Origin of the sequence: Paenibacillus sp. J23TS9 (assembly GCF_018403225.1) — a bacterium.
Lineage (GTDB): Bacteria > Bacillota > Bacilli > Paenibacillales > Paenibacillaceae > Paenibacillus_AQ.
The window spans coordinates 126,265-139,185 of record NZ_BOSG01000002.1; the positions used below are offsets into that span (position 1 = coordinate 126,265).

15 protein-coding genes are annotated in these 12,921 nt (G+C 47.6%); 6 read left to right on the top strand and 9 right to left on the bottom strand.

Annotated features, from left to right (window positions below):
• Nucleotides 1-57: 57 nt before the first annotated feature.
• Both KJS65_RS16140 and KJS65_RS16145 read right to left on the bottom strand, forming a co-directional pair.
• Nucleotides 58-321 carry a hypothetical protein gene (locus KJS65_RS16140; protein WP_213650942.1) on the bottom strand — a complete coding sequence of 88 codons (264 nt, stop codon included), beginning with the start codon at nt 319-321 and terminating at the stop codon, nt 58-60.
• Nucleotides 322-385: 64 nt separating this feature from the next.
• Nucleotides 386-622 (bottom strand): RNA polymerase sigma factor, encoded by a 237-nt coding sequence (locus tag KJS65_RS16145; protein WP_213650943.1) that lies wholly within the window; start codon nt 620-622, stop codon nt 386-388.
• Between the two features lie 253 nt (nt 623-875).
• Here KJS65_RS16145 and KJS65_RS16150 point away from each other — a divergent pair, with 253 nt between their 5' ends.
• Nucleotides 876-1,457, top strand: coding sequence for a DUF6609 family protein (locus KJS65_RS16150; RefSeq protein ID WP_213650944.1), 582 nt, complete (start codon nt 876-878; stop codon nt 1,455-1,457).
• Nucleotides 1,458-1,624: 167 nt separating this feature from the next.
• Nucleotides 1,625-1,936 carry a hypothetical protein gene (locus KJS65_RS16155; RefSeq protein WP_213650945.1) on the top strand — a complete coding sequence of 104 codons (312 nt, stop codon included), beginning with the start codon at nt 1,625-1,627 and terminating at the stop codon, nt 1,934-1,936.
• Here the strand turns inward: KJS65_RS16155 and KJS65_RS16160 are convergent.
• The 3 genes from KJS65_RS16160 to KJS65_RS16170 form a co-directional block, all read right to left on the bottom strand.
• A complete protein-coding gene (locus tag KJS65_RS16160; protein ID WP_213650946.1) occupies nt 1,923-2,093 on the bottom strand; it encodes a hypothetical protein in 171 nt (56 codons plus the stop codon). The genes KJS65_RS16155 and KJS65_RS16160 overlap by 14 nt on opposite strands.
• 3 nt (nt 2,094-2,096) lie before the next feature.
• Nucleotides 2,097-2,471, bottom strand: a complete 375-nt coding sequence (locus tag KJS65_RS16165; protein ID WP_213650947.1) for a hypothetical protein — start codon at nt 2,469-2,471, stop codon at nt 2,097-2,099.
• Between the two features lie 146 nt (nt 2,472-2,617).
• A complete protein-coding gene (locus KJS65_RS16170) occupies nt 2,618-4,312 on the bottom strand; it encodes a DUF4127 family protein (RefSeq protein ID WP_213650948.1) in 1,695 nt (564 codons plus the stop codon).
• 413 nt (nt 4,313-4,725) lie between these two features.
• On the opposite strand from KJS65_RS16170, the gene KJS65_RS16175 reads away from it, so the two are divergent.
• Complete coding sequence (locus KJS65_RS16175) at nt 4,726-5,346, top strand: flavin reductase family protein (protein WP_213651350.1); 621 nt, start codon at nt 4,726-4,728, stop codon at nt 5,344-5,346.
• 21 nt (nt 5,347-5,367) lie between these two features.
• Here the strand turns inward: KJS65_RS16175 and KJS65_RS16180 are convergent, their stop codons facing one another.
• Entirely contained in the window at nt 5,368-5,592 is a 225-nt protein-coding gene (locus KJS65_RS16180; protein WP_213650949.1) for a hypothetical protein, read from the bottom strand.
• Nucleotides 5,593-5,604: 12 nt separating this feature from the next.
• On the opposite strand from KJS65_RS16180, the gene KJS65_RS16185 reads away from it, so the two are divergent.
• The gene (locus tag KJS65_RS16185; protein WP_213650950.1) at nt 5,605-6,279 is read left to right on the top strand and encodes a M50 family metallopeptidase; all 675 of its coding nucleotides are present in this window, start codon (nt 5,605-5,607) and stop codon (nt 6,277-6,279) included.
• Nucleotides 6,280-6,635: 356 nt separating this feature from the next.
• Nucleotides 6,636-8,015 (top strand): Nramp family divalent metal transporter, encoded by a 1,380-nt coding sequence (locus KJS65_RS16190; protein ID WP_374706196.1) that lies wholly within the window; start codon nt 6,636-6,638, stop codon nt 8,013-8,015.
• Between the two features lie 140 nt (nt 8,016-8,155).
• On the opposite strand, the gene gndA is transcribed toward KJS65_RS16190, so the two are convergent.
• From gndA to zwf, 3 genes are all read right to left on the bottom strand, one after another.
• Nucleotides 8,156-9,574, bottom strand: a complete 1,419-nt coding sequence (gndA, locus tag KJS65_RS16195; RefSeq protein WP_213650952.1) for an NADP-dependent phosphogluconate dehydrogenase — start codon at nt 9,572-9,574, stop codon at nt 8,156-8,158.
• A gap of 33 nt (nt 9,575-9,607) precedes the next feature.
• Nucleotides 9,608-10,273 (bottom strand): fructose-6-phosphate aldolase, encoded by a 666-nt coding sequence (fsa, locus tag KJS65_RS16200; protein ID WP_136608087.1) that lies wholly within the window; start codon nt 10,271-10,273, stop codon nt 9,608-9,610.
• A gap of 64 nt (nt 10,274-10,337) precedes the next feature.
• Nucleotides 10,338-11,885, bottom strand: a complete 1,548-nt coding sequence (zwf, locus tag KJS65_RS16205; RefSeq protein ID WP_213650953.1) for a glucose-6-phosphate dehydrogenase — start codon at nt 11,883-11,885, stop codon at nt 10,338-10,340.
• Between the two features lie 147 nt (nt 11,886-12,032).
• Here zwf and KJS65_RS16210 point away from each other — a divergent pair, with 147 nt between their 5' ends.
• On the top strand, nt 12,033-12,911 hold the full coding sequence (locus tag KJS65_RS16210) for a LysR family transcriptional regulator (protein WP_213651351.1): 879 nt from the start codon (nt 12,033-12,035) through the stop codon (nt 12,909-12,911).
• Nucleotides 12,912-12,921 lie beyond the last annotated feature (10 nt).

Sequence of the window (12,921 nt, forward strand, 5' to 3'; positions counted from 1 at the left end):
AGCCGATAAACCATTTGAGATAAAAACCTATACTGTATATCATATCTTCTATTGTTCCTATTTAACCGGGATAACCACTTCCAGCTCCGGGACATAGTCCTTCTGCCAATTGCCGTCTTGATCCAATACAGGTTGTACCCTTATTTGCAGTTGGTCCTGGTTAGAGCGTGCCTCGCCAATTAGCTTCACGGAATATTGAATAATGATAGATTGATCGTCTTTACCAGGACCCGATGTCAGCATTGAAAACGCATCTTGACTGGCCAAGGCCGACTTTCCGTTGATCATAACATCCACACTCTTCAGGAGGTCATCAACCATTAGGTTTTGACCATCCATAGAACTCGAATGCAGCGGAGGCCTGTGTCCATCGCTCCCCTCGCGTTCAAGGGCCAAGGCAAGACGCGTCCAGCCAGGTTTTGAAATAAGCCGGTTCCCGGAGCGACGGCAGAGACTTATATGCATGGAGCATCGCCTCCTGCATGGCATCTGCACATTCCTCATTGCTGCGGAGGATGGAACGCGCCATGCCGTATAAATCTCCTTCAACATGTCTCATGGCAGCGACGAAGGCTTGGCGATCCCCTTGCTGGGCTTTTCTTACGCAAGATTGCAGGTCCAATTCTTGTTTCTCCTTTCAGGTACAGTTTCTGCCCGGTTTCTATATCAATCCTTATTCTCACACGATCAGTGACCGTTGTGGTTTCCTTTATACTGGTTAGATAACATTGATGCTCCAAAAGGTTACAACAAAATAATGGGGCTATGGCCGGGTACCCTCTTCATTATTATGGAATAAATGAGATATAATACAAAAAAGTCTAATTCAATATAAAGGTAACGATGATATTTTCATTTCATTAAAGGAGGCCGATATGGAGCAGCAGATACATATGCAAAACAGGAAAATCGAGTTTCTAAACAAAAGGGTTTGCGGGGCGTGGTTGATATGGGTAGCGCTGGTCATTTTTGCGGGTCTAATGGCAGGCGGACAACAGTTGATCTTAATGCCCGTCTTTTCTTTTGGATATGTCATCGGGATATTTGGCATTCTGGGCAATAAAATGGTGAACCGCAAACTGTCTTACGGCAGACCCAGCGTCCTGCAAAAAAGGATGCTGATCTTCTCCATTATTTTGATGTTCGTATTGATGGTGCTGATTGGTGGACCCCATTTCGGCAACGGTAACTACCGCCTGATCTGGCTTGGAGCTTTTCTTGCGATAGGCATTCATTTTATCCCCATGTCCTGGGTTCATGGCCCTTCGATGATTGTGATGGCTGCTCTACTCACTGCGGACGCATTATACGGAATACTTGATGAAAGTGTTAGCTTCCATATGATTGCTTATATTGATATCGGCATTAAGCTGGTCTTCGGTATCTATCTGTTATTCTCAGGTAAGCCGGCCTATGCAGAACATCATCCTGGAGCGCAGGCCGCCCCATACAAATAGTAAAAGGGATTCCGCACGTCTAATTTATTGACGCTCGTGAATCCCTTTTCTAAAATCAGCCAAAAATCCGACTTAACATAGGAACATATGTTTGGTATAATCATTTAAGAACAAAGAAGCCCTTTTTCGGAAAACGAATGTCGAGCGAATGACTGGAGGGTATCGGATTGACGATGATGTATCCAAAAATAAGCTCTGCCGCAGGACTTGCTGAACTGAGCTACCAGCTTCCTCACCAAATCAGACAAGCTGCCATCATGCTGATGGAAGCCGATTCCAGCTCGGATTATTTCTACAAGCTGTGTATGGATGACGATCAAATTCAGCTTTTGCTGATTGAGGAAAATGCCAATGAGAATTTCACCGTATGCCACTGCTTTTCTACAGATCAATGGGATCGTGACTATGCTTATGAAAGCTTGTCACTCTCCAGTATCCAGATGTTTTGCAAAATGGCACAGGAGCTTAAGATGACTTAACGTCCTTCTTTGCCTTCACACGCTCGTATTCTTCTTCAATCGTCTTGGAAAGCAGCTCAGTAGCCGTCATATTCAATTTTTTAGCGGTATCTGCAAGCATCTGTTTAATATAAACCGGAACATCATAATGAAACTTCACCTTATTGCCGTATGCCATGATTTAACCTTCCTTCCCAAACACACTTTGATGCTTTCTTTCAATCAGACGAATAAGCAGCTGGGTAGCAGACATCTCCTGCAGCTCAGCGGCTTCTATAAGCTTTTCTTTAATATCCGGCTGAAATTCATAGGGCAGCTTCAGCTTAGGTTCACTAAGATGACCGCTCATCCCCTTCTCAATCTCAATCGCATCCTGGATCAGGCTCTCCAGACGATCCCTCGGACCGGGCTCTCGTCCATACTTCACCAAAACACGCAGCAGGTAGGCACGTAGTGAAATCTGGTCTTCTTCTGCTACTTCAATATGCATTTTCCCGTCCGGAAAAGTAACATCGCAGTCAATGGTATATCCAAATAAATTGAGATTATATTTCATGATACAACTCCTCTCTTCCGGTATGTATTATAGTATGCCTTGTACCGTTACGCAATATAACATCAGCAGATTTGATAAACGCAAAAATAAGAGCAGCCCACCAAGTATGCACGGGCTGCTCTTATTCAATTTCCACGGTTCTCCATTTAATGTAAAGTCACGCCGGGTCCAAGCGTAATTTCAAAAGCACGGTTCCAGATGAAGTCCGGATTCTCGTAATCCAGCGCGGCGCTGGCATATTTCGAATAGTTCCATCCTGACCGTTTGATTTGGCGTATGCTGCGGGATGTGCCCATCAGAAAGGCATCTTTCTCTGCAAGGGTCTGTGTATTGGTTTGCATCCGGTCCCGCAAAAGCTTCTCCAGAGCTTCATAGTCCTCCGGCGTGTTGAAAAGTCGCATATTCTGGTCTGCATATGGAACATTCGTAAACAGAGCATGTGCTCTTGAATAAGTCCGGACTTCAGCAATCGTTAACTTTTTATAGTAGTAATCCTTCAGGAATCGTTTGAACAGCAGCGAGCCATGAGCGTTAACGGCAGCGGCAAGGGACGGCGGCCGATTCTCTGTTATCAAAAAGGTATAGCGGGAATGGGCCATCCCCAGTGCCAAACCGATCTTATTCCCGGCCGTATTCCAGCCGCTGTACCCCAGGAGTCCCCCGGTCGATTTGCTGTTCAGCAATGCCTGCGTGACCGTTTCATCAGCCGCACCGCCGCCAACAAAATCAATTACGATGGTAGGCATATGATTCATATCATTCGCTTCGACATGACTGACTCCGTCTGCTGCCTGGCTTGCGCTTGTAATCGCAACAATCTCCACGTCATACGGACCGGAAGTGACAAAACGGCCGCCGATCATATCGACATGATGCTGGATATTTTCATGCACGCTCATATACTCATAGGGATTAATAATCGTTGAGCCATCCGGGCCGAAGTATTTCACGCTGTATCTCGGCTTGGAACCGCAGCGGTGTAAATGGCTCGCCATCCGGCCCATAAGGGAATACCCCAGTCCGTCTGCGTCGGGAAGAATAATCACACGGTCGGGATTTTGTCCGTCGCTTCCGCCGAGATGTTCATTCACATAACCTTCAAGAAATGCAATTTCATTCGCCTGTACCCCTTGCGTGTAAGAATCATCGACACCAATGGCAAGGAAGTCAATGCAGCCTGCATGGAGAAGCTGGTCCAGAATGTAATAGTTCGATTTGAATTTATGGCGCCGTGCGTTGTAATACTGTTCCTTGTCAAAATGGATCGGGATTCCGAAATTCGTGCCGTCAGGCTTTGTGTCATACCCTTCCAAAATGGCTTCGAAATCCGAAACTGCCAACCGCGGCTGCTGCGCAAAAGCTCGCGCCTCGTCATAAGCGCTTTGGGTCAGACCCTCAACAAAAACCGTCGTAGCTAATCGCATAATCGTATCCAGCACATAAACGGGCTTATGTGGACAAGATTGCTTGATTTCCCGAATGACGTCCAGCAATTCTGTTGTAGCTGGATCATAGTCAGGATAAGCTCCGCCGCCGTTAGAACGAAAGCGCCTGCTTCCAATCAGTCCTCCGTAAGCGAGCATATCGGTTGAAATGATAAATCCGTCTACCGAGGACATATGATTCAGAATGAACTGCCGAAGTTTCGCTGTGTTGCCAAAGACCGGTGCATAAGTATCCACCAGTGTAGATCCCGTAGAAGTGGCCTCTGTATCCAGACGGTTCTTCACATCCTCCGCATTCGGTGTAATGACGTGGATTCCTGCTGCTCTCCCTTGCACAATTACATCATCCAGATTCACCGGGCGGTCATCGAGTGGTACATACAGAACTTTTTTCATGTCATTAACTCCTTTTTAATTGGAATATTATACTCCGTTACGTAACGCTATACTATTGATCAAAAAAATATATAATCTCATCAGAACATGCATGCTGCCTATTTGACGGGATGCATTACCAGATTTCCGGACATCCGGTACCGCTAAATACGAAGGCTCAGGCAATATTTGGTTATCCTTCTTGAAAACAATAGTACCATATACCGTATGGATACGCAATATAAAAATAGGAACTTATGTTCTTATTTTTGATGATAAAAAACCCAACACTGCTCTGTTACGGACGACAGTATTGGGCGAAAGTATTTATTGTTTGTAGCATTACATTCATACTTCGATGAAATTTTAAATAATATTCACTTACTATAAACAAGAGAAACCTATTACCGAAAGGAATGTTCAACTTGACACATATGAATAGTGAAAAAGCTGCTTATGAAATCGAAATGATCAAACCCAAAATTCTATATTACGGCACTCCCGTCATACTGCTCAACACGCTAAATGAAGATGGGACGGTTAATATCAGTCCGATTTCTTCCTCATGGGCACTGGGTGAGTACATCATCCTCGGCATTAGCATAGGCGGCAAGGCATATGAAAATCTAAACCGTCATCCGGAATGCGTCATCAATATCCCTGATCCATCCTTGTGGGAAAATGTTGAGAATCTCGCCCCTTATACAGGCAAAGAACCTGTACCGGATAACAAGAAAAGCCAAGGCTTCGCGTTAGGCAAGGACAAGTATAAGATCAGCGGGCTAACCCCTATCCAATCTGCCACCGTGCAGCCAAGCCGAATTAAGGAATGCCCTTTGCAGATCGAAGCGAAGGTGATGAATGTACGGATTCCAGCCTACGATCCCTTTTTTGCAATTGTGGAGACAGAGGCCATTCAGGTTCATGCCCATAAGAACATTCTGCACAGTGAAAATCATATCGATCCCGATAAGTGGAGCCCGCTGATATATAACTTCCGCCACTATTTTGCATTAGGCGAATCACTGGGAAAGACCTTTCGTAGCGAGACTTAATTGTTATTCATACGACAGGCATTACACCCCGTTAGGCTGGGCTAAATCTGCAGCTGCCTGCTGCTTAGGTTTGGACTGTTTCAAGACCGAGCATAACGTCAATATAAGACCGACAGCTCCAAGAATACCCAAGGTCCACTGCCCTGGTTCACAAATACCGTAATCTCCGAATCCGTCTGGTATTTTCTGGTGGCGGCAGGTAAGATATAAATCAAAACCAACAGAAATGAGGGGGAAGCTATTCAAGCTTGGTTAAAAATGATCCTGGTTGTGGTGCTGACCAGCATTTTGACTCGTTTTCTGCCATTCTCCGCGTTTTTCCGCAATGTGGACACACTTGTTCATGAACTGTCGCATGCGCTGGTTACACTCGTATTGTCGGGTAAGGTCATGGTCATTTATCTGTATGGCAATCAGAGCGGAGTCACGCTTTCCTCTTTTGCCGAGAACTGGATGTCGATCCCGATTTCTCTTGCCGGATACATCGGCTCTGCCCTGTTTGCCCTGCTGCTGTTTTTCCTCTATGCCAAAAGAAAAGAACGCGCCGGACTTATCCTGGTGACGGTGCTTGCAGCCATCGCCGCAGCACTGTTTGTCCGTAACGGCTACGGCATATTCTGGTGCGCGGGCTTTGCCGTTTTGACTGCCCTCGTTGCATATATGGCTCCACCCTGGCTGCGAAACGGCTATTATATGCTTATTGCTTTTATTTGCCTGGTCGAGTCCGTTGTCAGTCCATTCGTGATCTTATCTTTATCCCTCTACAATCCGGGCGCTGCGGGAGACGCAGCGAATCTGGCTCAAGTCTCGCATATCCCGGCTTTGATCTGGTGTCTGATCTTTGCCGCCATCTCCTTATGGACCGCGAAGCTCTCCACATCACTGCTGTTCAAGCGGGGCTTCGGCGGCAAGCCGCAGACCTCAGGACGGTGATCTAAATAGGCAGCAACGAACCTCTATATAAGGTTCTTTGCTGCCTTTGTTCATGTATGGAATTTGTAAATGCTCGCATCGTTAAATTTACGGATGAATATTCCATCGGGCTTGATATGCTTTAACTTTTATAGGGTAGTCATGGATGGCCAAGCGCATCCATGACTACCCTTTTCTTGTTATTGCTGCTGTTTTTGCATGATTACCTGACATGTACAACGGACAAGGTTTGCTCTATGGCAATTAATTTTTATCAATAAAAATATATTAGCCATTGACAAAAATGTTTACCTAGGGCAAAATGTGATTAAAGTACGATTCGGAAATCAAATCTAAAGATGATTGAAGGGATAATGATGGAAAACCCAACTCCACTTAAACAAACACAACCACGTAAACATCAAATACTTAGCTCCGCAAATGGTCTGAGCCTTGAAGAAGTTAATAACACGGTATCACTTCCAAAAAATGCAGGATTCTGGAAAAAGCTTGCTGCCTATAGTGGCCCGGGTGCTTTGGTCGCCGTCGGATATATGGATCCGGGAAATTGGATTACATCCATACAAGGCGGGGCACAATTTGGTTATACGCTTCTCAGCATCATTCTGCTGTCCAGCCTGATTGCCATGCTGCTTCAAGGCATGTGCGCCAAGCTTGGAATTGTTACCGGAATGGATCTGGCTCAGGCTACACGCCAGGCTACCAGTAAACCGGTTGCCACCATCCTTTGGATACTGACCGAGCTTGCCATTATGGCGACGGACATTGCAGAGGTCATCGGGGGCGCGGTAGCACTGCAGCTTCTGTTCAAAATTCCACTTTTGATCGGCGTGCTGATCACAACATTGGATGTGCTTCTACTGCTGCTGCTGGCTAAAGTCGGCTTCCGGAAAATTGAAGCTATTGTAGCCACGCTCATAGCGACCATATTTATCGTTTTCTTATATGAGGTTATTTTATCGAATCCAAGTATCGGACCTCTGCTTCAAGGCTTCATTCCAAGCCCTGAGATCGCGACCAATAACGGAATGCTGCTGATCGCGCTTGGCATCGTCGGTGCGACCGTCATGCCTCATAATTTGTATTTGCACTCTTCCTTGGTACAAACGCGTCAATTCGAACGTAACCTTGAAGGCAAAAAGGAAGCTGTTCGCTTCTCGACCATCGATTCAAACCTTCAGCTCAGTGTCGCATTCGTCATTAACTGCCTGCTGCTGGTGCTCGGGGCTGCGATGTTCTTCGGGACAACGAGTGATTTGGGCCGGTTCACGGATTTGTACAACGCTCTGGCCGATAACGCCATTGTCGGTGCGATTGCAAGTCCATTATTAAGCACTTTGTTTGCCGTAGCCCTGCTTGCCTCCGGCCAAAATTCCACCATTACGGGGACCTTGTCCGGTCAGATCGTCATGGAAGGCTTCATCCGAATGAAAATCCCAACTTGGCTGCGCAGAATGATCACACGGATCATCGCCGTGATTCCGGTCATCATTTGCGTCGTTGTATACGGCGGCCGTGAGAATGCGGTTGAACAACTGCTTCTTTACACTCAAGTATTTCTTAGCGTACAGCTGCCGTTTGCCATCATTCCTTTGACCATATTCACCAGCGACAAGAAACGGATGGGGGAATTCGCCAATCCCCCTTGGATCAAGTATCTGTCTTGGACCATCGCTATTATTTTGTCCCTGCTAAACGTATTCCTGATCTACGGCACTTTTGCAGGGTTAGGTTGAGCCGTTGAACATCCTGCTGCCGGCTCTTGTTCTCCTGCACATGACGGGAATCATTCACATCAAATAAAAAAAGGCAATCTCTTGGCCCTGTCATGGACAGAACCGTATAGAGATTGCCTTTTTGATTTGGCTCCTAATTCTTATTCACCAGACTCCATCCATTGGAAATGGAAGACGCCTTCTTTGTCGACACGCTGGAACGTATGCGCTCCGAAGTAGTCGCGCTGGGCCTGCAGCAGGTTGGCTGGCAGCCGCTCCGTACGATAGCTGTCGAAGTAAGCCAAAGCCGATGCAAATGCCGGTACCGGGATGCCGCGCTGCATCGCGATGGACACGACATTTCTCCAGGCTTCCTGATAGTTGTTCACGACCCAGCCGAAATAATCGTCGAGCAGCAGGTTTTTCAGACCCGGATTTTTGTCATAGGCTTCCTTGATATTTTGGAGGAAACGGGCACGAATGATGCAGCCCCCTCTAAAAATCATCGCGATGCTGCCAAAGTTCAAATTCCAGTTGTACTCCTCAGAGGCGGAACGGAGCTGGGCGAACCCTTGGGCATACGAAGCGATTTTGCTGGCATAGAGCGCTTTGCGTACCGCTTCAACGAACTCTCTTGAATCGCCTGTATACGGAGTCGTCTTAGGTCCGCTCAGAACTCGGCTGGCCTGCACACGTTCTTCTTTCATCGCGGACAAAAACCGGGAAAATACCGATTCGGTCACGATGGAAAGCGGTACCCCGAGATCCAGGGAGCTTTGGCTCGTCCATTTGCCTGTCCCCTTTTGTCCTGCGGCATCCAGAATGACATCGACCATCGCTTTGCCGGTTTCGGGATCCTTTTTGGAGAAAATATCCGCCGTGATCTCGATCAGATAGCTGTCCAGCTCGCCCCGGTTCCACTCTGTAAAAATGTCATGCAGCTCTTCTGTGCTGAGATTCAGCACATCCTTCAGCAGATGATAGGCTTCCCCGATAAGCTGCATATCGCCGTATTCAATGCCGTTATGCACCATTTTAACGTAGTGGCCTGATCCGCCCTCTCCGATATAAGTCGAACAAGGATCTCCGTTCACTTTCGCGGAAATGGCCGTCAGGATCGGTTCCACCAATTCATAGGCATCCTTCTGCCCGCCCGGCATAATGGCAGGACCCTTAAGTGCCCCTTCTTCACCACCGGAAACTCCAGCTCCGATAAACCGGAGTCCTTTGGCTTGAAGCTCCTTGTATCTCCGCTCCGTGTCAGGGAAGTAGGCGTTGCCGCCATCAATCAGAATATCCCCTTCTTGCAAATGCGGCACAAGCTGCTCAATCAGCGCATCGGTTGGCTGACCCGCTTTGACCATCATCATGATTTTACGCGGCGTTTTAAGAGACTGTACAAATTCCTCGATACTGAACGCGCCGACGACGTTTTTGCCTTCAGCCTCGGCCAGGAGTTCTCTCGTCTTTTCAGGTGAACGGTTATATAAAGCGACCGAGAAGCCCTTACTTTCCATATTTAAGGCCAGATTTTTCCCCATGACGGCGAGTCCAGCCACTCCGATCTGTTGTTTGCTCATCGTTTCTTTTCTCCTCCTAAGTCTCTTTGCTGATTATTTGACGCTATTCTTCCAGTCGGCTGCAAATTTCGCAAGTCCTTGATCCGTTAGCGGGTGTTTCGCGATTTGTTCAATGACAGCAAATGGAACCGTCGCGATATGAGCACCTGCCATTGCGACGCGGGTCACATGATCCGGATGACGGACGGATGCGGCGATAATTTGCGCGTCCAGTTGATGCGTGCGGAACAGCTGCGCGATTTTGTCCACCAGTAGTACCCCGTCCTCCGAAATATCATCCAGACGGCCCAGAAAAGGCGATACGTACGTTGCACCGGCGCGGGCCGCAAGGAGTGCCTGGTTGACGGTAAAGATCAGCGTTACGTTGGTTTTGACGCCTTTGGCGGACAAATAACGGCAGGCTTCCAGACCCGCGAGAGTCATTGGCAGCTTGATCGTAATATTAGGATCATGATTGTTAATTTTGATCAGTTCATTGGCCTGGGCAATCATTTCTTCTGCCGTTTCCGCATCCGGGGTGACTTCAGCGGAGACCGATTCCACTTCGGGAACCAGCTGCAAAATTTCAGCGATACGATCCTCAAATTTCACACCTTCTTTGGCTACCAGGGAAGGATTCGTTGTCACGCCGGACAAAACCCCAATTTTGTATGCCGATTGAATGTCCTGTACATTAGCGGTATCAATAAAAAATTTCATTTAAAAAACCTCCAGTAAATGAATTCGATTTTGATTGCATGGTAGGGATCACTGAATAGGAAAATTAATTGACAGGCACGGGTTCTATATGTTGATCCTGTACTTGATCTACTTGGTTCACCGCTGCAGGAGCAGCAGGTTCGGACAGTTCGTCAAACCACCAGTGAAATCCGTCATCAGCTAGCAGCGCAGCGGCGGCTGCCGGTCCGTGAGAACCCGCTTCATACGGGTACAGCGGCACCTCATTCGCAGCAAAGGCTTCAAGGATCGGCTGAACCCATTGCCAGGAAAGCTCGACTTCATTCCAGTGTACGAAGAATGTAGAATCACCGTTTAGCGCGTCATGAATCAGCGTTTCGTAAGCCTCCGGAGCTTCTTCCCGATCCGGGTACATATCGATATGTACCGGCTTAAACTTCTCTTTGTGATGCGGATCCCGCGTATTCAATTGAAGCGTAATCCCTTCATTTGGGCCAATCTCAATGACAAGCATATTCGGGACCGTCGTCTTATCCGGATGCAGGGAAGAGCTTAGCGGTTCTTTGAATTCGATCACGATCCGCGTATGTTTGGATTGCATGCGTTTGCCCGTCCGGATATAAAACGGAACCCCGCGCCAGTGGTAATTATCGATGTGCAGCTTGGCGGCGATAAACGTATCGTTCATCGACTCGGGTGAAATGCCGGGTTCGGAGGTATAACCTTGAACCGTTTTTTCTTGAATCGTTCCTGAAGCGTATTGCCCGCGTACGATCCGGCTGTGTACATCCTGTCTTTGGAGAGGATCCAGCGCTTCGAGAACTTTTCTTTTCTTGAGTCTGACATCCTCTGGCGAGGCGATGTTATGGGGTGAATGGATGGTCAGCATCATGAGCAGCTGGAGCATATGGTTCTGGAACATATCCCGAACGGCTCCGGCCTGATCGTAGTAACCTGCCCGCTCTTCCACACCTACGGTTTCGTCTGCGGTAATCTGGACGTTAGCGATATAACGGTTGTTCCACAGCGCCTGAATGACGGGGTTCGCTTCCTTCAGCGCCTCCAGCTGCTGTACCATAGGCTTGCCGAGATAATGGTCGATCCGGTAGATCTCCTCTTCGGTAAATGCCTGACTGAGCTGGCTGTTCAGTTCCCGCGCGGAAGCAAGGTCATGACCGAAGGGCTTCTCGATCACGAGTCGCTTCCAGCCTGCTGTGCTGCCGAGTCCGCTTTCCTCGATTTGGGATGCAATCGTGCCGAAGAAGTTCGGGGCAACGGACAAGTAGAACAAACGGTTTGCCGTTCCTCCTACCTCCTGTTCCCATTTTCCCACCCGTTCGTTTAACTGGACAAAGTGCGATTGCTGATCGATATGAAGAACATTAAAGCCGAACAAGCCTAGAAAAGCTTGCAGGGTATCATTTTCTTGGACTTCCAATCGGTAAAAATCATGAAGAGACTGCTTCACATGAGCTTGAAAAGTTTCGTCCGAAAGTTCCTTTCGTCCGAGACCGATCACGGAGAAAAATTTCGGCAGCTTTCCATTCATATATAAATGATACAAGGCGGGGTATATTTTCCGTTTGGCCAAATCCCCGGTTGCTCCAAACAATACAAAAGTTATAGGATTCATTTCAATTGCTCCTTCCATCAGGGTTTTATAGCGAGCTTGGTCATTTCCGCCCGCAAAACTCTGGTTTCTTTTTCTTGGATTCACTATAATACAAATATGTGGCATACATGTAATCAATATATTTCTGAGGAGCTATAGACCGTGTCTATGACCAATAATTACGAACTGTATAAAGTATTCTACTGGGCCGCCAAAATGGGTAGTTTAACGCAGGCAGCAAAGGCATTGTACCTCACCCAACCCAGCGTCAGTCACGCAATTAAGCAGCTTGAAGAACGGGTTGGCGTAACCCTTTTTTACCGCAATGCCAAAGGGGTAGCCCTTACTCAGGAAGGTAAGATTCTTTTTTCATATATTGAGCAATCTCAAATTCTCATTACCTTGGCAGAAGAAAAAATGGTGGCGCTGAAAAACCTGGACAGTGGTGAGCTGAGGATCGGCGGCAGCGATTCATTGTTTAAACATTATCTGCTTCCGTTTTTGGAAGATTTCCATGTTCAATATCCGGGGGTTAAGCTGCACCTGAATCATGGCACGACACCGGAAGTGATTTCTTACCTTAAGGAAGGGCGGATTGATCTGGGGGTGGTGCGGATGCCGATCGTGGATTCCCAGCTTGAAGTCAGCGAAAGCATCCAGCTTCAGGATTGTTTCGTGGCGGGTGAGCGTTATGCGGAGCTGAAGGGACAAGCCCTGTCCATGGAGCAGCTGATGGAGTACCCGGTAATTCTGTTCTCGCGCAACAGCCGGGTAAGGATGGCGATTACGGAACTTTTCCAAAAATACGGACATGAGCTGAAGCCGGACATTGAAGTAGGGAGCGTTGACCTGCTTATTGAATTTGCACGGAGGGGTCTCGGCATTTCCTTTGTGACGCGCGAATTCGTATCCAAGGAATTGAAGGAAGGATCCCTGTTCGAGATAGAGCTTGATATTGAGATCCCTCCCTCCAAGGTAGGGGTCATGATTATGCGCAATCTGCCGATCTCTACGGCAGCCACGAAGTTCATGGAGTTGGTTCGGTAATAGGTATTCT